At 57.6% G+C, this 20,197-nt stretch carries 21 protein-coding genes and 1 pseudogene; 7 read left to right on the top strand and 15 right to left on the bottom strand.

Features of this window, described 5'->3' with window-relative positions; all coding sequences use genetic code 11:
* Nucleotides 1-109: 109 nt before the first annotated feature.
* The 9 genes and pseudogenes from LRS56_04925 to LRS56_04885 form a co-directional block, all read right to left on the bottom strand.
* A complete protein-coding gene (locus tag LRS56_04925) occupies nt 110-733 on the bottom strand; it encodes a hypothetical protein (GenBank protein ID WDU63879.1) in 624 nt (207 codons plus the stop codon).
* Between the two features lie 28 nt (nt 734-761).
* Nucleotides 762-1,193, bottom strand: coding sequence for a hypothetical protein (locus LRS56_04920; protein WDU63878.1), 432 nt, complete (start codon nt 1,191-1,193; stop codon nt 762-764).
* Between the two features lie 137 nt (nt 1,194-1,330).
* Nucleotides 1,331-2,488 (bottom strand): acetylornithine deacetylase, encoded by a 1,158-nt coding sequence (gene argE / locus LRS56_04915; protein WDU63877.1) that lies wholly within the window; start codon nt 2,486-2,488, stop codon nt 1,331-1,333.
* Nucleotides 2,485-3,159 carry a DUF1028 domain-containing protein gene (locus LRS56_04910; GenBank protein WDU63876.1) on the bottom strand — a complete coding sequence of 225 codons (675 nt, stop codon included), beginning with the start codon at nt 3,157-3,159 and terminating at the stop codon, nt 2,485-2,487. The genes argE and LRS56_04910 overlap by 4 nt, the downstream gene beginning before the upstream one ends.
* A 9-nt stretch (nt 3,160-3,168) precedes the next feature.
* Nucleotides 3,169-3,900 carry a class II aldolase and adducin N-terminal domain-containing protein gene (locus tag LRS56_04905; protein ID WDU63875.1) on the bottom strand — a complete coding sequence of 244 codons (732 nt, stop codon included), beginning with the start codon at nt 3,898-3,900 and terminating at the stop codon, nt 3,169-3,171.
* A gap of 50 nt (nt 3,901-3,950) precedes the next feature.
* Entirely contained in the window at nt 3,951-4,781 is an 831-nt protein-coding gene (locus tag LRS56_04900) for an ABC transporter substrate-binding protein (protein ID WDU63874.1), read from the bottom strand.
* Nucleotides 4,782-4,811: 30 nt separating this feature from the next.
* Nucleotides 4,812-5,684, bottom strand: a complete 873-nt coding sequence (locus LRS56_04895; protein WDU63873.1) for a phytanoyl-CoA dioxygenase family protein — start codon at nt 5,682-5,684, stop codon at nt 4,812-4,814.
* A gap of 27 nt (nt 5,685-5,711) precedes the next feature.
* A complete protein-coding gene (locus LRS56_04890; GenBank protein ID WDU63872.1) occupies nt 5,712-7,229 on the bottom strand; it encodes an amino acid ABC transporter permease/ATP-binding protein in 1,518 nt (505 codons plus the stop codon).
* Nucleotides 7,230-7,573: 344 nt separating this feature from the next.
* Nucleotides 7,574-8,547, bottom strand: a pseudogene (locus LRS56_04885) (LysR family transcriptional regulator).
* 183 nt (nt 8,548-8,730) lie between these two features.
* On the opposite strand from LRS56_04885, the gene LRS56_04880 reads away from it, so the two are divergent.
* The 4 genes from LRS56_04880 to LRS56_04865 all read left to right on the top strand — a co-directional run bounded on the left by LRS56_04880 (nt 8,731) and on the right by LRS56_04865 (nt 11,911).
* Complete coding sequence (locus tag LRS56_04880) at nt 8,731-9,153, top strand: RidA family protein (protein WDU63871.1); 423 nt, start codon at nt 8,731-8,733, stop codon at nt 9,151-9,153.
* Complete coding sequence (locus tag LRS56_04875; GenBank protein ID WDU63870.1) at nt 9,150-10,130, top strand: NAD(P)H-quinone oxidoreductase; 981 nt, start codon at nt 9,150-9,152, stop codon at nt 10,128-10,130. Before LRS56_04880 ends, LRS56_04875 begins: the two co-directional genes overlap by 4 nt.
* Before the next feature lie 13 nt (nt 10,131-10,143).
* Nucleotides 10,144-10,584, top strand: coding sequence for a 3-dehydroquinate dehydratase (locus LRS56_04870; GenBank protein WDU63869.1), 441 nt, complete (start codon nt 10,144-10,146; stop codon nt 10,582-10,584).
* A 76-nt stretch (nt 10,585-10,660) separates the two neighbouring features.
* Nucleotides 10,661-11,911, top strand: coding sequence for an NAD(P)/FAD-dependent oxidoreductase (locus LRS56_04865; GenBank protein WDU63868.1), 1,251 nt, complete (start codon nt 10,661-10,663; stop codon nt 11,909-11,911).
* Nucleotides 11,912-12,018: 107 nt separating this feature from the next.
* Here LRS56_04865 and LRS56_04860 read toward each other — a convergent pair whose 3' ends face one another.
* Nucleotides 12,019-14,109: a hypothetical protein gene (locus LRS56_04860; protein ID WDU63867.1), complete on the bottom strand. Its 2,091-nt coding sequence runs from the start codon at nt 14,107-14,109 to the stop codon at nt 12,019-12,021.
* A gap of 151 nt (nt 14,110-14,260) precedes the next feature.
* Nucleotides 14,261-14,734: a hypothetical protein gene (locus LRS56_04855; protein ID WDU63866.1), complete on the bottom strand. Its 474-nt coding sequence runs from the start codon at nt 14,732-14,734 to the stop codon at nt 14,261-14,263.
* A 639-nt stretch (nt 14,735-15,373) separates the two neighbouring features.
* On the opposite strand from LRS56_04855, the gene LRS56_04850 reads away from it, so the two are divergent.
* Entirely contained in the window at nt 15,374-15,706 is a 333-nt protein-coding gene (locus LRS56_04850) for a DUF6124 family protein (GenBank protein ID WDU63865.1), read from the top strand.
* A 303-nt stretch (nt 15,707-16,009) separates the two neighbouring features.
* Entirely contained in the window at nt 16,010-16,453 is a 444-nt protein-coding gene (locus tag LRS56_04845; GenBank protein WDU63864.1) for a GNAT family N-acetyltransferase, read from the top strand.
* 105 nt (nt 16,454-16,558) lie between these two features.
* Here LRS56_04845 and LRS56_04840 read toward each other — a convergent pair whose 3' ends face one another.
* The 3 genes from LRS56_04840 to LRS56_04830 all read right to left on the bottom strand — a co-directional run bounded on the left by LRS56_04840 (nt 16,559) and on the right by LRS56_04830 (nt 18,121).
* Entirely contained in the window at nt 16,559-17,041 is a 483-nt protein-coding gene (locus LRS56_04840; GenBank protein ID WDU63863.1) for a GNAT family N-acetyltransferase, read from the bottom strand.
* A gap of 154 nt (nt 17,042-17,195) precedes the next feature.
* Nucleotides 17,196-17,504: a hypothetical protein gene (locus tag LRS56_04835; GenBank protein WDU63862.1), complete on the bottom strand. Its 309-nt coding sequence runs from the start codon at nt 17,502-17,504 to the stop codon at nt 17,196-17,198.
* A gap of 14 nt (nt 17,505-17,518) precedes the next feature.
* Nucleotides 17,519-18,121 (bottom strand): hypothetical protein, encoded by a 603-nt coding sequence (locus LRS56_04830; protein ID WDU63861.1) that lies wholly within the window; start codon nt 18,119-18,121, stop codon nt 17,519-17,521.
* Between the two features lie 539 nt (nt 18,122-18,660).
* Here LRS56_04830 and LRS56_04825 point away from each other — a divergent pair.
* Entirely contained in the window at nt 18,661-19,128 is a 468-nt protein-coding gene (locus tag LRS56_04825; protein WDU63860.1) for a DUF1203 domain-containing protein, read from the top strand.
* A 120-nt stretch (nt 19,129-19,248) separates the two neighbouring features.
* Here LRS56_04825 and LRS56_04820 read toward each other — a convergent pair whose 3' ends face one another.
* On the bottom strand, nt 19,249-20,130 hold the full coding sequence (locus tag LRS56_04820; GenBank protein WDU63859.1) for a LysR family transcriptional regulator: 882 nt from the start codon (nt 20,128-20,130) through the stop codon (nt 19,249-19,251).
* Nucleotides 20,131-20,197 lie beyond the last annotated feature (67 nt).

The raw sequence follows: 20,197 nt of genomic DNA, 5'->3' as shown, positions 1-20,197 counted from the left end.
AAACCAAACCTTCAATGTTGCGGGGCAATATTCAGCACCGTGGATAACTCACCAAGGCACCTGCCCTCAATCAAAGGAACGCTACATTCGTGAGTTAACCATCAGCTTGCTACATAGCGTCTGAACTGATCAGAAAAGCCCAGAAGCGAATACTCGTTATCCGTCCTTCTCCCTCCCTGATCATCGGTTCTATTTCGTCCCATGTATCGACAATCACCTTATAGTACTCCTTCGACTCAGGCTTATTCATTATCCCCCTTATAAGAGCGCGCCCTGGAATAGAAGAGTTGTTAGATTTTTTACATGCCCAAAAAATTGCGCCACTGTAAGCGGCCTTGGAAAATAGCTTGACGATTGCCGTACGATCGAGCGTCGTGAACGCCTGCATCGCCGGTCTATCAAACCACTCAAATATATGTGGCAGATTTAGCTCCAACCGGTCAATTGGCGGTGGGTGGCTGCCTACAGGGCAGCTCGACGGTTCAAGACCTCGCCCTCTATTAAACCTATAAAAAACACAAGAAATACCACACACAAACAGATAAGTTGCACCTAGAAAACCTTCTGGAGGTAATTCGTTCTCGCACTCGTCAAAAGCAAAATGACGCATTAACTCCCCCAAACACATAAAGGTAGCCTCAAAGTCCGCGGCAAGCTCCGTGACATGAGAAACGGCGGCCTCTCTACCCGTCAACGGCTCGTCCGAGTCGGCGTGACACTCAGAAATCAGCATTCCATTACCTGAGTTATACTTCTCGGGATCACGAACATACCCATGTTCCTGAAAAAAGATGCCCAACCTCATGAAAATATACCCAGGTCAGCGCCGCGATGAACATATTATTAATACAGTTATCGAAATTAAAGCACTTAGGCAGCAGAGGGGCATCACCAAAAAAGTCCAGAAGCTCTTTATAACTTCCGCTGTTCATACTCCCATTTGCAAAATGGCAAAACTCCTCTGTATCGCGATAAATCCTAAGCAGCATTTCATAACTAATCGCAATTTTATGCTGAGGGGGCTCCCCCATCAGACCCAAAGACTCGGCCCAAGCATTGAACTCCTTAGTTTCCACCAAGGACAACCGCAAACTCCCGTTTAATTCTAAATAAATACCTTCATTCAAGTCTTCAGTTATCGCCCTGAGAATATCCGTCCCGTACAAATAAACTTCTTGATCGTCCCTAGCCATCTACTAACTCACCCTTGTAATCAACTTATTGTTCAAACACCTGAACGACTGACGCCTAGAGTTTCGTTGGTGTCGATCATACGGATCTCTATTGCCGCTCTATTTTAACGAAGGATATTGAGATAGGAAGTGCCCTCTTAGGTGATGGCCCCCACAAACGCCACCACCCGCTCCAGCATCCGATCGCAAGCATCCAGTTGCTCCAGGCTGATGAACTCATCCGGCTTATGCCCCTGCTCCATGCTGCCCGGCCCGCAGACCACGGTGGGAATCCCCGCCTGATCAAACAGCCCGCCCTCAGTCCCGAAGGCTACGGTGCCGTAATCCTGCGAGCCGCAAAACTGCGCGACCCACTCAGCCGCCTGGCTGTGCAGCGAAGTGGCCAGGCCCGGGTAGCTGGACAACTCGCTGATACTGATCGCCGATTGCGCACTCACCGCCTGCATCGCCGGCAGCAGGTTGTGCTCGGCGTAGCGGCGTAATTGCTGCACCACCTGCCAGGGGTCCTGAGCCGGCAGCGAGCGCACTTCAAAATCAAAGGTGCAATTTTGCGGCACGATATTCAGCGCCTTGCCGCCGCTGATCACGCCGGTCTGCACCGTGGAAAACGGCGGATCAAAACGCGGGTCGAGCTGGTGCGGCGCCTTGAGTGTGTCACCGAGCCGCACCAGCTCGCCGACCAGGCGCGCCGCATATTCGATGGCATTCACCCCCGAAGGCGCATAGGCCGAATGGCACGCGGCGCCATGCACTTCACAGCGCATTGCCAGTTTGCCTTTGTGACCGAGCACCGGTTTCAGCTCGGTGGGCTCACCGATCACGCACAGCAGCGGCTTGACCGGTTGCCCATGGAACCGCTCGATCAGCGAGCGCACGCCCAGGCAACCGACCTCTTCGTCATACGACAGGGCGATATGCACCGGCATCCGCAACGGCGCCGCCACCAACGCCGGCACGCTGGCCAGCACGCAGGCGATATAGCCCTTCATGTCGGCCGTGCCACGCCCGTACAGCTTGCCGTGTTTTTCCGTCAGTTCGAACGGCGCCATGCTCCAGCGCTGGCCGTCCACCGGCACCACATCGGTGTGCCCGGACAACACAATACCTGCCACCTGCGCCGGGCCGATCGTCGCCAGCAGGTTGGCCTTGCTCTTGTGCTCGTTGTACACCAGCTCGCAGGCCACGCCGAGATCCTGCAGATAGGTGCGTACAAAATCGATCAGGGCCAGGTTGGATTCACGGCTGGTGGTGTCGAAGCGCACCAGTTGCGCCAGTAGCTCGCGGCTTGTGTTCAACGGTCATCTCCCGGCACCGCATAACCCGGTGCGATTTGCGGGTTGATGGCGCGGTCGATGTAGTCCTGCAATTGCCCGCGATAGGCCTGCCAGAGTTGGTCGAGCACGCCGATAGGGTCTTGATCGGCCCAATCCACGCGCAGGTTGACGATCGGCCACAACAGCTCATCGACCACTACCACGGCCGCCGAATGCACCGGCCCCGCCTCACCGCCAGCCGCCACGCCGGCGTGCATCGCGGCAAGCAGGCGGTCGGCCAGAAGCCCCGAAGCCTGTTCAAAAGCGCCCACCATGGCCTCGATCACGTCGGCGCTGGCCAACATGTTCCCCGCCGCCACGCATTGCTCGCCACTCACCGCGTTATGTATGCCCAGGGTCTGCGCGCCGCTGAAATGCGCGGTGCGGCCCCGGTTATCAATCACCGTCACTTGGCGATATTGGCTGTGCTCGGCTTCAGCCAACGTCGCCAGCGCCTCACTCGGCGCCAGGCCTTGGGCCAGCAAGTCCAGCATCTGCGGCCCCAGGCTCGGCAAGGTGATGTTCTGCGACGCCACCGCCCCCACACCGGGGCGTAACCACGGGCAACGGGCGCCCACGGCAATGCTCGACGAACTGATCGCAATACCCAACTGGCCGGTCTCGGCACACCGGGCGACAACGGAAAATGTCATAAAAAGCCCTCAATCGAGCACCGAAGGGTCGGCGTCGATCATCAACTGCTTCATCTCTTCAAAATGCTGGCGCGAAAAATCCGCGATGCCTTCCCAGCCCCGTGCGGTTTTCTCCGCGACTTCATCGGACAACACACGCAACGGCTGCCCGGTGGACCAGGCCGTCACCAGGATCTGGCACGAGCGCTCCAGGGTCCAGATATCGTCGAAGGCCTCACCGATAGAGGTCGCCGTCACCATCACGCCATGGTTGCCCATCAGCAGGCGGCTCTTGCCGTCGAGCAAGCCGGCCAAGCGCTCGCCTTCGGCCTCGGTGTCGGCCATGCCGCCGTACAACTCGTCCACCGCCACCCGGTTGAAATAGCGTGCGGTGTTCTGGTCAATCGGCGGGATATGTGGCTTGGCCAGGCACGCCACCGCTGTGGTGTACACCGGGTGCAAATGCAGCACGGCGCGGGTCTGCGGCAGCAGCCGGTGGATCTGCCCGTGGATCGCCCAGGCGGTGGCGTCGACATTCGGGTGCTCGGCGCAGGCCGTGTCGTCCGCGTTCAGCAGCAACAGGTCACTGGCACGAATGCGCGAAAAGTGCTTCCACTTGGGGTTGAGCAAAAACTGTTTGCCGTCCTCCGACACGGCGGCGCTGAAGTGGTTGGCCACCGCCTCATGCATGCCCAGGTGGGCAATGATGCGAAAGGTCGCCGCCAGGTCGATGCGCGTCTGTTCTTCGTGGGTTAACGCCATGAATCGGTCTCCGCAAGGCGCGGCCGCAGGGCTGCGGCCGCGCAATAGGCTTACTTGGGCATCAGCGCCGCGATATCGGCATCGGTCGGTGCTTCAAAGTTGTACTTCTTGAGCAAGGCGGCGTACTCAGGCGTGGCGCGGTATTTTTCCAGCCCGTCGAGCAAGGCTTTTTTCACCGTGTCATTGCCCTTCTTCACGCCGAAGCCGTTCAGTACCGGGTAGATCAACGTGTCGGAAGAGATCGCCACACGGCTGCCCAGCTTGTCGATCACGCCTCGGGCCACCGCGGCGTCGGTGATCTGCGCTTCAACCGCGTGAGCCAGCAAGGCCTGGGTGGTTTGCGGGTCGGTGCTGTATTCGCTGATCGCAATCGGCTTCAAGCCTTTGGCCACGCAGTACTCAGCCGACAATTTGTTCATCTGCGCCAGCCACGAGGTGGCACCCATCGAGCCGATCTTGTGGCCGCAGAACTCTTCCGGGGTCTTGGGCTGGAAAGCGCTGTCCTTGAGGGTGAGGATCGACTCACCACTTTTCAGGTAGGGGATCATGTCGATCACTTTGATCCGCTCCGCCGTGATGTACATCGACGAATTGGTCACATCGAAACGCCCGGCTTGCAGGCCGGTGATCAGGTTGGGGAAGCGCGTGTCGAGGGTCTCGACCTTGCGGCCCATGACCTTGCCCAGGCCGTCCATGAACTCGATGTCAAAACCCGCCGGTTTGTTGTTATCCATGTATTCATAAGGGAAAAACGTCACATCGGAACCGGCGATGATTTTGCCCTCCTGCTGGAACGCCGAAGCGGCCAACGAGGTCATCGCAACCGCTGCGCCCAGCAGGCACACGGCAAGGGTACGAACACTTTTTTGAGACGCTGTCATGGTCATTACCTGCAAGGTGTTTAAAGGGGGTTAGGCAGTGGTGGAATCTTGTCCGGCCTGTTGCACGAAGAAAGAGGCGCCACGCGGTTTCTGCGGCAAGCGCATATGGTTATCCGTGGAACGCACCAGGCCGCTTTCTTCACCGGCCACCAGCAAGCCGGCGTGTGCGCTGGGCAAAGGGTTTTCGCCGAATGGCAGCGCGTCTTCAGCGGCGTAAACGCTGATGAAAAGAGTGCGCGGGAGTTCGGTCTCGTTAGGGCTGGAAGCATGTAGAAGCCGGGTGTGCATAAAGCACACGGAACCGGCCGGCCCATAGCAGGCCACCGGATGCCGGCAGTGTTCTTCAACCACCGCATCGTCCACCGAGCCGGTGAAGCGCTGGTTCTGCCAGTGCGACCACAGCGGGCCTTTATGGCTGCCGGGGATCACGTTCAGCGGGCCGTTTTCCGGGGTCACTTCGCTGACCATCAGCAAGGCGGTGACGATGTCATCGTTGCTGTGGGGCGTGAACAGGAAGTCCTGGTGCCATTTCACCTGGGTCGCGGTGTGCGGCAGTTTCGAGTTGATCTTGCTGTGGTGAAAACGCGTGCCGCCGGCGCCGATCAACTGCGCGCAAATCGCCGCCATGCGCGAATGCAACGCCACACGCTCATACACCGGGGAAATCTCGGTGGGCGAACTGACTCGGCGCAGCGACGGGTGATCGGCGCGGTGATCGCCCTCCAGGTCAAAGCGCTCGCGGCCATCTGCGGTGGCACCCCAGCCTCGATCGTGGCTGCGGCTTTCTTCTACCCATTGGTCGAAATCGTGCTGCAGTGCGGCCACTTCATCCGGCGACAGCACGCCTTCTACCACCAGGAATCCGTCGCGCTGGAATTGTTCGATTTGAGCTTGCTCGATCATTTTAGTGTGTCCTGAACGTTAACGAGATCACGCCAGCGAGACGTCCTTGAGGAACGCCTCCACGCGTGGGTTATGGCCGCTGCGCAGGGCGCCCGGCGTGTCGTCGCAGACCACGCGGCCCTTCTCCATGAACACGATGCGGTCGGAGACCTTGAAGGCGAAGTTCATCTCGTGAGTGACGATCACCATGGTGATGCCCTCCTCGGCCAGGGCTTCGATGACCTGCAGCACTTCGTTGACTTTTTCCGGGTCGAGCGCCGAGGTGGGCTCGTCGAACAGCATGATCTGCGGGCGCATCATCAAGGCGCGGGCGATCGCCACGCGTTGCTGTTGGCCGCCGGACAGCTGGTGCGGGTACTTCCAGGCGTGGTCGAGCATGCCGACCTTGTGCAGCAGCGCGTAAGCTTGTTGCTTGAGCTCGGAGGCAGCCCCCAGGCGATGGTATTTGGGCGCCATCAGCAGGTTGTCGAGCACGCTCAAATGCGGGAACAGGTTGAAGCTCTGGAACACCATGCCGATGTTCAGGCGATGCTCGGCGTGCTCGACGTACTGGGGCTTCTGCGCGCCGACCTTGTTCAAGTGAATAAACGGCTGACCGTTGATATGGATCTCGCCGTTATCCAGTTGCTCAAGGCCGTTGAGCAGGCGGATCAGCGTGGTTTTGCCCGAACCGGACGGCCCGATCACCGACACCACCTCACCCGGCTGGATCTGCAGATTGACCGAGCCCAGCACTTCAATATCGTTGTAAGCCTTGTGCAGCCGTGTGGCGTGCAGGGCCGCGACGCCGGTGTTTGCCTGGCGTTGCAGCGCCACGCGCTGCTGCGTGGCCAACGCTAATACTGCGGCATCCGGCACACGCGAGACATTGCGCTGGTTGACGTCGAGAAAGCGCTCCAGGCGTTTGAGCAGGAAGTCGAACACCGTGACGATAAACACATAGAAAAACGCCACCGCCGCCATGGTTTCGATCACCAGGAAGTTCTGCGAATACAGGCGTTGGCCGACCATCAGAATCTCGGTGAGCGAGATCACCGACACCAGCGAGGTGAGCTTGACGATGGAGATGTACTCGTTGGCCAGCGACGGCAAGGCCACGCGCAACGCCTGGGGGATCACCACGCGCCACTGGGTGCCGAAAAACTTCAACCCCAGCGCCCGCGCCGCCTCGCCCTGGCCCTTGGGGATCGAGAGCAAGCCGCCGCGATGGATCTCGGCGACATACGCCGTCTCGCAGATCACCAGCGCCAGCAGGCCGGACCAGAACGGGTCGGCCAGCACGGCGGAGGTGCCGGGCAGCGCCTGGGGCAGGTTGTAGATAAAGATCAGCAACACCAGCAGCGGCAGGCTGCGGAACAACCAGATATAACCACGGGCCGGCACGCTGAGCAGCGGCTGTTTGGACTGTTTGGCCAGCGCCAGCAGAAAGCCCAGGGCGATGCTCAAGACCCAGGTCAGGGTGCTGAGCTTGATCACCGTCCACGTCGCTCGCCAGAACTCGGCATCGCCGAGTAAACCAAACATGTAATGCCAGTCGAATGTCATCGTCGTGGTGCCCTGCACAAAAAGAAGTTGATCTGCATCGATGGGATGAGAGTCGTGGGGACGGGGGCTTAGGGTCAATTCGTAAAAGCCGGGGCACTGGGTAGGCAGAACCTATGCAGCGATTTGGCCCGCCTTGATGACCACGCCTATCGTGGCGAGCGGGCTTGCCCGCGTTGGGTTGCGTAGCAGCCCCAACACCGGCCAAGGCGTTTTGTCTGAGAGAAGGCGGTGAACTGACTGGGGCCGCTTCGCAGCCCAACGCGGGCAAGCCCGTTCGCCACGAGAACCAGCTCAGTGCACCCTTGCGACCCACCCCCTCACTTGCGCCTTTTTTTGGTGCAAATTCAGCTCACACCACTGAGCACCCGCACCGCGTGCGGGTCAAAAAGCTCGGCGGCGCCATGCCGGGGATGTACTGGTCGGACACAAACATGCGGCAGCGCTCGGCAAACGCCGACACCACCCGCGACAGCTGGGTGTTGCTCGCCGTGGCATACCCCAGCCGCATCGGCCGATGCGAGCCGGCCAGGCGCAGGCGGATCACGCGTTTGCCATCCTGCGACACATTGGATTTTGGCCGCGCATTCGCGAAGGAATAGCCAATCCCGTTGCCGACCATCGCCCGCACCGTTTCGAGGTTGGTGGAGCGCATGATGATGTTCGGCGTGGTGCCCGCCTGGATAAACAGGCTGAGGAAATAATCGCGGCTCCAGGGCGTGTCCAGCAGCACCACCGGGTACGCCTCAAGGTCCTGCATGCTCACCGCAGGCAAGTTCGCCAGCGGGTGATATTCGCCCACCATCACATACGGCGGCAGGTGCGCCAGGGGCTCAAAGTCGATGTCCGGGCTGGTCACCAGGTCATAGGTCAGGGCGATATCCAGCTCGCCGCTGCGCAGTTTTTCCAGCAGTTCCTCGTGGTTGCCCTCGGCCTGGGTCAACCGCACGCCGGGGAATGCGCGACCAAACCCGAACACCAGCTCCGGCGTGATCATCGGCGCCAGCGACTCCAGGCAGCCCACCCGCAACGGCCCGCGCACGCTGTTCAGCGACTCCGAGGCGATGGTGTAGAGGTTGCTCATCTGCTCCAGGATCAGCTTGGCCTCTTGCATCACCTGGCGCCCCACCGCCGTCAGCGAAATACCCTGGGCGTGGTGCCGGATAAACAGCTGGATGCCCAGCTCGGCCTCCATATGGGTGATGGCGGCCGAGATCGACGGCGACGACACATGAATGCGCTCAGCGGCAGCACTGATGCTGCCCGCCTCTCCCGACGCAACGAAATACTCCAGTTGACGCTGAGTAATACGACTGAGCATTACGCCTGCCCCTCAACAATGACTGTACGGGCAGCGTTGCAGGGTTCGTGCCGGGTCAGGCGCCAGCCGATGACCTGCACCGGCTTCGGTTTTTCCTAAGCACTACCGCGCACAAATGCTGGTTTCGCGAGAACCGGGGCGATGTGAAGCTTGTTTCATCCCGCTTCCGATGAGTTGCCCGCTATGCCTACCCACACCCGCATCCGTATGTTCAACACCAAGCAGACCTACCCCAACCAGGCGCTGGACAACGACCTGTGCCAGGCCGTGCGCGCCGGCAATACCATCTATGTGCGCGGCCAGATCGGCACCGACTTCGACGGCAACCTGGTCGGTCTCGGCGACCCGCGTGCCCAGGCCGAGCAGGCGATGAAAAACGTCAAGCAACTGCTTGAGGAGGCGGGTTCCGACCTGAGCCATATCGTCAAAACCACCACCTACCTGATCGACCCACGCTACCGCGAGCCGGTGTATCAGGAAGTCGGCAAATGGCTTAAAGGGGTGTTTCCGATTTCCACCGGGCTGGTGATTTCCGGGCTGGGCCAGCCGGAATGGTTGATGGAGATCGATGTGATCGCCGTCGTGCCGGATGACTGGACCGTATGAACGCCGTGATTGCCCGCGAGCCTGGCGGCCCGCACGTGCTGGAGTTGGTGCAGCGCCCGGTGCCGACGCCCCTGGCGGGCGAAGTGCTGATCCGCGTGGCCGCCGCCGGTGTCAACCGCCCGGACCTGATGCAGCGCAGCGGCGCGCCGATTCCGCCCGGCATTACCGATGTACTGGGCCTGGAGGCGGCGGGCATCGTGGTTGCAGTCGGCAGCGGTGTGGATGAATTTGCCCCCGGTGATCGCGTGATGGCCTTGCTCAATGGCGGCGGTTACGCCGACTACTGCGTGGCGCACGCGGCGCATTGCCTGCCGGTGCCGACGGGGCTGTCGCTGGAGCATGCCGCCGGGGTGCCGGAAGCAGCGTTTACCGTGTGGCACAACCTGTTTGAACTGGGCCGCCTGCGCAGCGGCGACAGCGTGCTGATCCACGGCGCCGCCAGCGGCGTCGGCAGCTTCGCCGTGCAGTGCGCGCACGCCGCCGGTGCGCGGGTGATCGCCACCGCCGGCGGCCCGCAGAAAGTCGCAATGCTGCAAGCCCTCGGCGTATGGCACGCGGTGGATCGCCACGTTGAAGACTTTGTCCAGGTGGTGAACGCCTGCACCGAAGGACGCGGCGTGGACGTGGTGCTGGACAACGTCGGCGGCCCGTACGTGGCGCGCAACCTCGCGGCCATGGCCATGGGCGGGCGGCATGTGAGTTTGTCATTCCTGCAAGGCGCCCGGATCGAGCTGGATTTGCAGGTGCTGATGCGCAAAAACCTCAGCCTCAGCGCCTCCACCCTGCGCCCCAAAAGCCACGCCGAAAAAGCCCGCTTGGCGGTGTGTATCCGCTCACGTTTTTTGCCCTGGCTCGCCTCCGGTGCGGTCCACCCGCAGATCCATACGCAACTGCCGCTGGCGCAAGCCGCCGAGGCTCACCGCCTGCTGGAAGCCAACGCCAACGTCGGCAAAGTCGTACTGACCGTCGCGCACTGACCTGGAGAGCCCCATGCCCCACCGCGTGTTTTTCCTCAATGGGCCCAACGCCAACCTCTACGGGCTGGACCACAACGGCACGTACGGCAGCGAGAGCTACGCCAGCATCGAAGCGCGCTGCCAACGCCACGCCGCAGGGCTGGGGCTAAGCCTGGACTTTCGCCAGAGCAACCACGAAGGCGTGCTGGTGGACTGGATTCAGGAAGCGCGGCTCAGCGCCGATGCCATCGTGATCAATGCGGCTGGGCTCAGCTACAGCTCGGTGCCGATCCTCGACGCGCTGCTGGCCGTCGACGGCCCGATCATCGAAGCGCACATGAGCAATATCTGGAAGCGCGAAAGCTTTCGGCACCACTCCTACGTGTCCAAGGCCGCCACCGGCGTGATCGCAGGCTTGGGGGCGCTGGGCTATGAACTGGCACTCACGGCCGTGGCCGCGTTACTCAAACCTTGAATACGGATTCGAAAACACAGCTCCCACACTGAACCTTCGGTGCTGCTGATAAACCTCTTACTTTCAGGAAACGCCTATGTCCGTCGAAACAATCAACACCCTGGTAGTCGGCGCAGGCCAGGCCGGGGTCGCCATGAGCGAGCACCTGTCCCTGATGGGCGTGCCCCACATCGTGCTGGAGCGCAGCCGTATCGCCGAGCGCTGGCGCTCGGAGCGCTGGGACTCACTGGTCGCCAACGGCCCGGCCTGGCATGACCGCTTTCCCGGGCTCAAATTCGAGGGCATTTCCCCTGAGGCCTTCCCGCCCAAAGAACGCATGGCCGACTACTTCGAAGCCTACGTAGAGAAGTTGCAAGCCCCGGTACGCACTGGCGTGGAGGTGCAGCAAGTGGAGCGCCACGTAGGCCGCCCCGGCTTCAAGATCACCACCTCGGCCGGCGTATTCGAAGCCGCCAACGTGGTGGCCGCGACCGGCCCGTTCCAGCGCCCGTCGATCCCCGACATCGTCCCGACCACGGCGCCGGTGCATCAACTGCACTCCTCGGCCTACAAGAACCCCGGCCAGTTGCCCGAAGGCGCCGTACTGGTCGTCGGCGCCGGCGCCTCCGGCTCACAGATCGCCGAAGAACTGCAAAAGGCCGGCAAAACCGTGTACCTCTCCGTGGGCGAACACTACCGCCCACCCCGCGCCTACCGCAGCCGCGACTACTGCTGGTGGCTCGGCGCCCTGGGCCTGTGGGACGAAGTCAAAATCCAGCCGAAGAAAAAGCACGTGGCCTTTGCAGTCAGTGGCTACGAAGGCGGTAAGACCGTGGACTTCCGCCGCCTGGCGCATCAAGGCATCCACCTGGTCGGCGTGACCCAGGACTGGCACGACGGCGTCATGACCTTCCAACCGGGCCTGGCCCACAACGTGGCCGAAGGCGACCGCGCCTACTTTGATGTACTGCGCGACGCGGACGCCTACATCGAGGCCAACGGCTTGCCCTTCCCCCTGGAGCCCGACGCCTGGGAACTGCTGCGCGACCCGCAATGCCTGATCAACCCGACCCTCAGCCTGAACCTGGCCGAGGCTGGCATTACCACCATCCTCTGGGCGACCGGTTTCAAGTTCGATTTCAGCTGGTTGAAAGTCGACGCGTTCGACGAAAAAGGCGAGCCGTTTCACAAGCGCGGGATCTCGGCGCAGAGCGGGATTTACTTCCTCGGCCTGCCGAATCTGGTGAACCGCGCATCGTCGTTTATCTATGGGGTTTGGCACGACGCGAAGTACGTGGCGGACCATATTGTTTTGCAGAATGAGTACATGTCCTACAACAAAACGTGAAACAGCGACGGCCGTTCCCACTCAATAAGCCATAGATATGAGAAGTACAGGAGCCTGCATTCCAATGTGCCAACGCCGCCCCTAAACTCAAGTTTCCACGCCATTGACTATGGCGTATTCAGGGGTGAGCGCTCTTTTCTCATATCAATCAATTTCCCGACACGGAGATCGCTGATGGCGGCGAGCGTTTGCTCCTCACCCTCTGGCTCAAGCACATCATAGGTATGCCAATGCATGGGGATTTCACCTTGCGCAATGTGATGAACATTGTGGATTTCCCCAAGCGACGCAGCGTGTACCTCAACAATCGTCGGGGACATTGCATAGTGCATGAATGCTTGCTCTGCTTCTTCCAAAGATTCATACAAAACAACCGCATATCGATAGTCCGAGGCACTTTTAGCGACGAACTTCACTCGGCCATCCTTGAGGAAGTGTTTGAGAAGATGCTCGTCCAACACTGGCGTATTGCCAAACGGGAATCCAGCATGGAACTGGTCATTGATGACTACCAGTGGATGCACCACCACATCGTTCAAACAATCGCTCAAGTCTGGGTAGTACTCTGCGCAGAATTTCGACAAGTGATTGCGAACGTGCTGCGCCTTTCTTTCGGCTTGGCCTGCCTTTTTGTGGATTCCACTGTCCTTTTCATGCAGAGCATTGTGATAGTCCAGTGGAGTAATCGGGATTCTGCGACTACGCAGTTCTACCACGACGATGGTTTTACCAAAGCTGAACGTAAGATCGACTTCCTCTTCCTTTGCGCCATAGTTCAGATCAATCGCACCGGTCCACTTCAAGTGTTCACAGATAGCACTGCTTCCCGCCTTGCATTCCTCCATCACCCTCACCATGTACTTCTCAAAGTGGCCACCACGCAGATTCGATTTGGGGTCTACCAATGGGAGCCACATGTCCACATTCCTGCGCAGGTTGGCGGTGAGCAGCGCACCAATGGATAACGCTACCTCTTGCTCGATGGCGAGCAGGGGCTTCAGCCAAAGATCATCCTGGATGCTGGCCGCTTCATAGGTGAGGAAGCTCATTATCGACGCTACCAAAGGCTCATCAAATGCAGTCACCAGAGCCAGTACGTGGATTAACTCTAGGCGATTGAACCAAATGCAGTAGTCCAGAAGCCCCTTCAGATCGTTGGGTGAGGAATGGCCCTTTTGATCAGATATTTGATGGGCAATCAGTGTCAGGTGAAACCATACAAGCAAGATATCGCGCAATGAGTAGCTTTGCCCGTGGGGATCTTCAGGGCACTTCACCTGCATTAGGCCAAACAGATGCTCCTCAATGCCTAAAAACGGCTCAACCCATCGTGCCTTTATATAACGCCTGAACACCTCATCAAACTGACCCATGCCATGAACTGATAACACGCCATTCTTTTCATACCTGATAAAACTTTTGGGAGCGGCCGACCCCAGTATAAAGTTTGGATTATAAATCAGCTGATTAGCTTGAAGCGACGTCGTACCGCTTTGATGATCCCTACGATAGTCGCAGATTGCCTTCATCTTGCCCAAGTCATTCAGCTTAGAGACAAGAATGATTCTTTTATCAGAAACAAACGTGAAATAGGCGTCACCAAAAAGTACTTCCTGCCAAATAACCGTCCCATTATGGTACAACTGAGAACAGTTCAGCTCATTTAAGATAAACGTCAACTTATCAAGCCCTGGCACACTCTCTCCGGAAGTTTTGTACACCTGCTCCAAGCGTTTTTTATATCTTAAGGCATCATAAATTGCCGGACAGATACTGTCCAACCTCATCATTACCAGCTGGTTGGCGTTGACTCTTGTACCGTCTTGAGTGAGGTCAGTCTTGTAGCTGATCATTTTTTCAATAGACGGATTGTCTTCAGGGTTTAGCTCACGCATTTGCTGCGCAGAGACTTGTGCATATCCAAGGTTAGCGGCTGCAAGATGGGCATGCAGGATATCCTTCAGCACTAAGCTCTCATCCTTGCTCAACTTATGATGTTCACGCGTAAAGGTTACCCGCTTGAAATGCACACCCAACCAGCTGGCTGCCTCCGCTATCGAACGATCAATTGGGTTATTGTCCGTCAGGCTTTCGAAGACTTTCTGCCATTCCTTAATATCCAAACCCGTTTCGGATGTTGGGTGGGAAAGCTGGCGCTTTCGCGCCATGCTCAACATCATACTTTGGTGCAATCTCATACTAACTCCCTGTCAAATACCCCCCCGAAATTCGATGCCGGGCCGGCTTATGCGATTTGCTGGCTCGGGACTGCCTAGCCCATTCTTAGGCCAGCAGGGCGAGGCATCCGGTCAGCTAAAAGAGGTATCCTTACCTATTAACGACTGACGTTCAAGTGGGCTCTGAATTAGTCCCCGCATTTGGAATAGCGGACTCTCGGGATCGAACAGCATATAAGGCGGCAAAGATATCTCGAAGGTACTTGGGGCGCTCATCCTCAGGGAGGTACGGGTAAAAACCTAACATGTCGATAATTGACTCATACGAAAAGCGCATTTCGCGGTGATAGCGCCAACGCGCACCAAAACCTAGAGCCCGCTCGGAGGCAACAAACAGACCAGCAATCGCTGCACATATAGGCGCCCAACCGTCATAGTCGGTTTTCGGCAAAAGGGTTGCCAGCGTCGTCAACACCAATACCGAAATAGTACCGCCATTAAAAAATATTGGGTCAATCCAAACATCATGTAGCTTTGCCGATTCTTTCAATCGACTGTTCAATTGCAGAATGGTCTCCGGGGCCAAGGCCTTTGTATTGCTAAAATCCGTTATGCTCGGCTTTTTTAAATCTGTAGTCTCTGACATACGAAACGCTCCTCGAGAATCGATTCGCCCAACTACAAACTTCTAGGCTCGGATAGGTTTGCTTAGCGTGTAAATGTACAATAATTGCCATGTGAAAAATAATAACTCCAAAACATGACCCTTAATAAATAGTAAATGCCATACCGCTTGTCAAGCTTCGCTTTCCCTGACAAAAAGCCGCCAGCGTGGGTTGGTTGCGCTAAATGGATACAGAAGCAGGGGGGATGTTTTTACACCCTTTTCGCGCTATTTGCAGTCCGTGGCACGCCCTATTGTTTTGCAGAATGAGGGCATGTCCTACACCAAGCCGTGAAACAGGAAAGTCCGAGGCGACAGCACCTTGCTCCCTTGCCTACGCTTGCGTCAGAATCCGCCGGCTTGTGCGCTGCAGTGGGCGCCTCTAAGGTGGCTCGGTCGCTGACAACTCAGTGATCGGGTTTAGTAGCCTGGGGTTATTCCAGTCAGTGCATGAGCTTCATCTATCGGACGGTCTCGTCCGTGCTTGATGGTGGCTGTGCGCAGGGCGTCCTCGGGCGCGCCGGCTTTCTTGGAATTCCCCGGTCTACTAACCTGCGCACAGCTGCCACCCCTTTGTTTAGTAGCTCAGAGGTGACGGCCCTAAAGTGGGAAATTCCAAGTATGTTCAAAGTTACCCCCAACCCTCCAAACGAGCCGGACCCGAAACTTAAAAGGGCCGCGCATCGCGCCATAGACCACTATCTCAATCCAGAAACCGCCCCACCTCTACCTCCCCCAGCGCTGTTCAACGTCGCCGCAGACGCCAGCAGCGAAACCCTGATCACCAACAGCTACGAAACCTTTTCCTCAGTCACCGCCCTGTTGCTCGACCTGTCGGAGGATTTGACCGGCAAGCAGCGCGATGTGGCGCTGGCGATTCACCAGTTGAGTGAGTTGGGAGTTTTGTTGATGGACCGGCTGATGGAGCGCGAGGCCGCTGTGGCCGGAAGCTAAGACTTTAAAGTCTGTAACACGACAGATCAGCGAGTCGTCGTACTTACATGATGACGGCTCGGTGATTTTTTGGGACGGTGGCAGGCAGCTAGCGGCTAGAAGCGGGCAGTTACGCAGGGTTAGCCGCCTTTCCTTGAAGCTTGAAGGCGTCTATGAAACCAGGGGCGATTCAGAATGCGGCGGTTCATGAGCGGCTGCTAGCCGCGCGGAACCTCGCGCTGCACCCGGACTGCGACTCACCTCAGGCTTTGCGAAATGTCAGGCAGGCCATAACATACCTTCACATCATCAAAGGCTAATGGAATGGCGCTACAACTCAGACAAGCACTCGTTACCGACCTTCCGGCCATCTACCGAGGCGAGGAAAGTTATATCCGTTGTTGGGAGCCCGAGCATGAAGCATCGTGGCGAACCCAACTGGAAAGGCACCTGACTCGTTGGGTAGAGAACTTTGACCGTCTGAAAGTCGCGTTCATGGGTAATACCTTCGCAGGTTACTCACTCTGGATACCTGAGCAGAATTACGCAGAGCTTTGCACTATCCATGTAACGCCGGAACATCGTCGTAGCGGCGTGGGAATGGCCCTCTTGGAAGCCTATGCCCTGGACGCGGCGCAGCACGGATTCACGCAGTTGAGCTTGAGTGTGCGACATGATAACCCCGCGAAGAGGATGTACGAGAAGGCGGGGTTTTTATGCACCGGCACCGGTGCCCATGATTACCTGACGTATAAACGCCGAGCGTGAGGGATGTTCGGTGCGGCTCCGCTTCTGGCGCAGCGCTGGCGTTCGGAATAGGCCGCATCCTGCCCAGACTGTGTCAAAACGTACACCAAGACGCATCATATCCAGCTAGCAAGCTGGGCCAATCGCGGGAACACTTTGACGAACATAATAATTGTCGAATTCACTGCTTTCGATGAACTGGAAGCCATGGCGGGTATAAAAGCGATTCGAAGCGCTTTCTTTGAGCGCGCCCACTTTAATAGGGAGCGCAGCCGCATCCGCCTCTTTGAAAATCTGAATGAGAACAGCAGACCCTACACCTGATCCTTGCGCGCTCGGTCTCACATACAAGTGGTCGAGCAAGAGTTCATTGTGGAGGTGCTTGATCACTACAAAACCAACCCTCTCTCCAGATACCTCGATGTAGCGCGTGTTGCGAGCTTCAAAGCCGCTAAGAAACCGCTCGCGCGCGCGCACTGGATCAAATCGCCCAACACGCTCCAGACTTTCGCGCATGGCCTCAATTCGAATGGCGACAAGATTATCCAAATCGCTTTGTTGAGTTAGGACCAAAGTGATTGGGGGACTTTGATGGGGTGTGACGGGCATATCTTGTGCTCCAACTACCATCCTGGGGCCAGTATAGAGAGCCTGATAGGTGGTTCCCAGTTTGGCTTCACCGTCGAATTCAGATATCTATCTCAACTATGAATGAAGGGCGGTCTCTGTGGCAGACGTGATAGCCCATATTGAGCTCGTGTATTCAGACGGCAGATGAATCTGCATCGCAAACCATGGCTGCCAGTTCAGTCGCCAGGGCGGCCGCATCTGTTCGATAGTCTTTGTTCCAGGCGCATGACCAATCATTCGGCCTTCCCTGATCGTCCCATTGGGCCAACGCAAGCCCGTTGATTATCTCCAGTTCGAACCAAAGACGCTGCCACGCGACGGCGTCCTTGACCAAAGCAGCGTCTTGCCACAGGAATTCCGTTTGCGCGACAAACGCCGACCATGCGAACAAGTCCTCTGATGCTCGTTCGCCGAGCGTCAGCCAGTGCTTTCTGATACCCACCGAACTGCTCCTCTTTATAAAACGTCTATGCCGGGATAAAGCTGCGCCGGCGGGTGGTAATTGGGGTCTTCGAAGTGGCTATTGTTGTAATGGGTTTTGGCCGTCGGCCCTTCGCCCTTGTACGTCACCTGCGAGTTTGGAGTGAGATGCCAGCCGTCTCCGTCCTTGTCGCGCTCAATCAGCGACGGATATAACGTGCAGGTGCCTGTTGAACCCGATGTCAGCCTGAACTGGTAATAGTGCCCAGGTTGAGGCGTGAACTTCGTCGAGACGTAGCAAGATCGCGTGCGCGCACCCTCCCAATACATACCCACGTGCGTTTCGATGCCGGGTCGGATGCGAGTTTCGTAATAGTCCGACGTGAGATTTTGCCCTGCTTTCGGCATCCCCTCATCCTGTGTGTGGATGAACGGCAGCGGCCCACTGCGAATGATGCCGCCCGAACGTATCCCGTTTTCATACTGGTACAGAGTGGCATTCTGAGTGAAGTTGACGATGCGTATCCAGGCGGGGTGGGGCTCGTTTTCAGGGGCCGCGAAGTAATCGGTGTGGGGCAAATACTGGCAGCCCGCGAACAACGGCAGGGTCAGTAGGCAGAGTGCGGGGCGTATCGACATGGAGCCTGTCCTTTTGCGGAGTCGAGGGTAGAGACCACAAAAAAGCAGGCGCATTACGTAAGAGGTGAAAAATTTTGTTGGGGCCGTTGAGGGCGAGCTTGATCATTTAGGTGCGAAGGCAACTGCCTGACAATCTGCCATTCCGAGGGGCGGTGTTCGGCCAGACGCGGACAGTTACGCAGGGTTGGCTTGCGGTAACCAGGTGCATGCAAAGTTCTCCAGGAAGCAGGGGCCTTTTCCAGTTGTGTAGACGGCAATCGCAAAGCCCAACCCGACGCCGATGGCTGCCAGCGGATACGAATGAACGGTGGAGGATTATTTTCTATCGATCTCATTCCCTGTGACCTTTTTGCAGTGGTGGTTCGTGAAAGTCCGCAGCCTTACTACAGTGAAATCCCGCCAAATCAAGCGACATTCGAAATGCCAGCGTTTTACCCAAACAGCCGGTCGCGCCAGCTTGAATAACGCAGCAAGAATCGGATAGTCAGTAGCGTACCAATTCCAGTCAGATAGCACTCCAGACCAATAGGAGTTCGACCATGGCGTTTCGTATAACTGGCCTTTCCCCGGAGCCGTTCCAGTCACTGTTTGGGTTGCCCGACCAAGAGCTTGCGTCTCTCGGGATAAAGCGTTACATCGTCGACAGCAACCCAGGCTTTCCTGACCGTATCGAAATGAAGGATGCGCAGCTAGGTCAGAGCGTGCTTTTACTCAACCATGTCTGTCAGCCGGCCAAGACGCCATACCGTGCCTCACACGCGATCTTCATACGGGAGTGGGCCACCCAAGCTTATGACGCAGTCGATCAGGTACCCGAGTCTATGCGAATCCGCCTGCTATCACTTCGCGCTTTCACTGATGATGGGATGATGCTCGACGCCGACGTCGCTGATGGAATAGCAATAGAACCTGTGGTTACCCGGATGTTTGCCAATCCAGAGGTTAGTTACATTCACGTTCACAACGCCAAGCAGGGTTGCTACTCCGGGCGAATAGATCGGGCGTAGTCACCGCAGGTCTTTGTGGTTCGTCTTCGATTTTGCTGGGCATCAACTGGCCGGTATTGGCCGATTTCTGCCGTTCGTGACGGGCAGCAACCAGCCAAAAGCGGCCATTCGCACTCGACACTACGCACCTTCTAGCTTATCTCTTAGAAACTCAATAAACCTTTGGGTTTTCGCCGGAAGCAGGCGCGTTTCGGTCAGTGCATAGACCGACACTGGTGATGCCTGCCATTGCGACAGGACTTTACAAAGCGTTCCGTCTGCGACGTCCTGCCCGGCGATGCCCTCAGGCAGCAATGCAATACCAAGATCCAACGATGCCAAACGCCTGAGCATGCCTACGCTATTGAGTTCGAACCGTCCTCCTACATCGATATCCACGCTCTCGGAGGCGCGTGACAGCGTCCAACGGTCGGCACCTGCGCTACGCATTCGCAGGCATTCATGATTAACCAGGTCGGCTGGGTGCTCAGGCTCGCCGGAAACCTCGAGGTATCGTGGAGATGCATACAGTCCGCGCCCTAAACTCGCGAGTTTGCGAGCGATCAGGTTCGAGTTTGGCGGCTCGCCCATACGGATTACTACATCCACCGGATCGCTGATCAGATCGACCTGACGCGGGCTCAGGTCAAACTCGAAACTGATACCGGGATAGAACCTGGCGAAGTCTGCAATCAGTGGGGCTAGGTAGACCGTTGCGAAGTCAACCGGTAGCGAAGCTCGCAACAGCCCGCTGGGCCGGGCCAGCATTTCTCCCAGCTGTTCATGCGCCAGACGGGCTTCATCGACGAGTCGTTTACAGCGTTCAAAGTACAACTGGCCCGCTTCGGTCAGCTCAATCTTGCGAGTCGTGCGGTGCAGCAGCCGCAAGCCAATCCCTTTCTCCAGCTCACTGATACGTCGCGACAACGTCGAATTGGGTATCCCCAGCGTTTCCGCCGCACGCGTGAAACTGCGCGCCTTCACCACCTCGACAAACAGAGCCATGTCGTTGAGAAAATCCACAGCATTATCCCATTTATGGATTAGTTATTTCGATTTTACGGCATTTATCCCAACTTCGGCTTGATGA

The sequence above is a fragment of the Pseudomonas poae genome (assembly GCA_028869255.1).
Taxonomy (GTDB): domain Bacteria; phylum Pseudomonadota; class Gammaproteobacteria; order Pseudomonadales; family Pseudomonadaceae; genus Aquipseudomonas; species Aquipseudomonas poae_C.
This window is presented reverse-complemented; position numbering and strand designations above follow the sequence as displayed.

Excerpts from the sequence above, each read along its gene's own strand:
- LRS56_04925 (WDU63879.1), bottom strand. The coding sequence starts at position 733 with ATGCTGATTTCTGAGTGTCACGCCGACTCGGACGAGCCGTTGACGGGT.
- LRS56_04920 (WDU63878.1), bottom strand. The coding sequence starts at position 1,193 with ATGGCTAGGGACGATCAAGAAGTTTATTTGTACGGGACGGATATTCTC.
- LRS56_04910 (WDU63876.1), bottom strand. The coding sequence starts at position 3,159 with ATGACATTTTCCGTTGTCGCCCGGTGTGCCGAGACCGGCCAGTTGGGT.
- LRS56_04905 (WDU63875.1), bottom strand. The coding sequence starts at position 3,900 with ATGGCGTTAACCCACGAAGAACAGACGCGCATCGACCTGGCGGCGACC.
- LRS56_04900 (WDU63874.1), bottom strand. The coding sequence starts at position 4,781 with ATGACAGCGTCTCAAAAAAGTGTTCGTACCCTTGCCGTGTGCCTGCTG.
- LRS56_04895 (WDU63873.1), bottom strand. The coding sequence starts at position 5,684 with ATGATCGAGCAAGCTCAAATCGAACAATTCCAGCGCGACGGATTCCTG.
- LRS56_04890 (WDU63872.1), bottom strand. The coding sequence starts at position 7,229 with ATGACATTCGACTGGCATTACATGTTTGGTTTACTCGGCGATGCCGAG.
- LRS56_04880 (WDU63871.1), top strand. The coding sequence starts at position 8,731 with ATGCCTACCCACACCCGCATCCGTATGTTCAACACCAAGCAGACCTAC.
- LRS56_04875 (WDU63870.1), top strand. The coding sequence starts at position 9,150 with ATGAACGCCGTGATTGCCCGCGAGCCTGGCGGCCCGCACGTGCTGGAG.
- LRS56_04870 (WDU63869.1), top strand. The coding sequence starts at position 10,144 with ATGCCCCACCGCGTGTTTTTCCTCAATGGGCCCAACGCCAACCTCTAC.
- LRS56_04865 (WDU63868.1), top strand. The coding sequence starts at position 10,661 with ATGTCCGTCGAAACAATCAACACCCTGGTAGTCGGCGCAGGCCAGGCC.
- LRS56_04860 (WDU63867.1), bottom strand. The coding sequence starts at position 14,109 with ATGAGATTGCACCAAAGTATGATGTTGAGCATGGCGCGAAAGCGCCAG.
- LRS56_04855 (WDU63866.1), bottom strand. The coding sequence starts at position 14,734 with ATGTCAGAGACTACAGATTTAAAAAAGCCGAGCATAACGGATTTTAGC.
- LRS56_04850 (WDU63865.1), top strand. The coding sequence starts at position 15,374 with ATGTTCAAAGTTACCCCCAACCCTCCAAACGAGCCGGACCCGAAACTT.
- LRS56_04845 (WDU63864.1), top strand. The coding sequence starts at position 16,010 with ATGGCGCTACAACTCAGACAAGCACTCGTTACCGACCTTCCGGCCATC.
- LRS56_04840 (WDU63863.1), bottom strand. The coding sequence starts at position 17,041 with ATGCCCGTCACACCCCATCAAAGTCCCCCAATCACTTTGGTCCTAACT.
- LRS56_04830 (WDU63861.1), bottom strand. The coding sequence starts at position 18,121 with ATGTCGATACGCCCCGCACTCTGCCTACTGACCCTGCCGTTGTTCGCG.
- LRS56_04825 (WDU63860.1), top strand. The coding sequence starts at position 18,661 with ATGGCGTTTCGTATAACTGGCCTTTCCCCGGAGCCGTTCCAGTCACTG.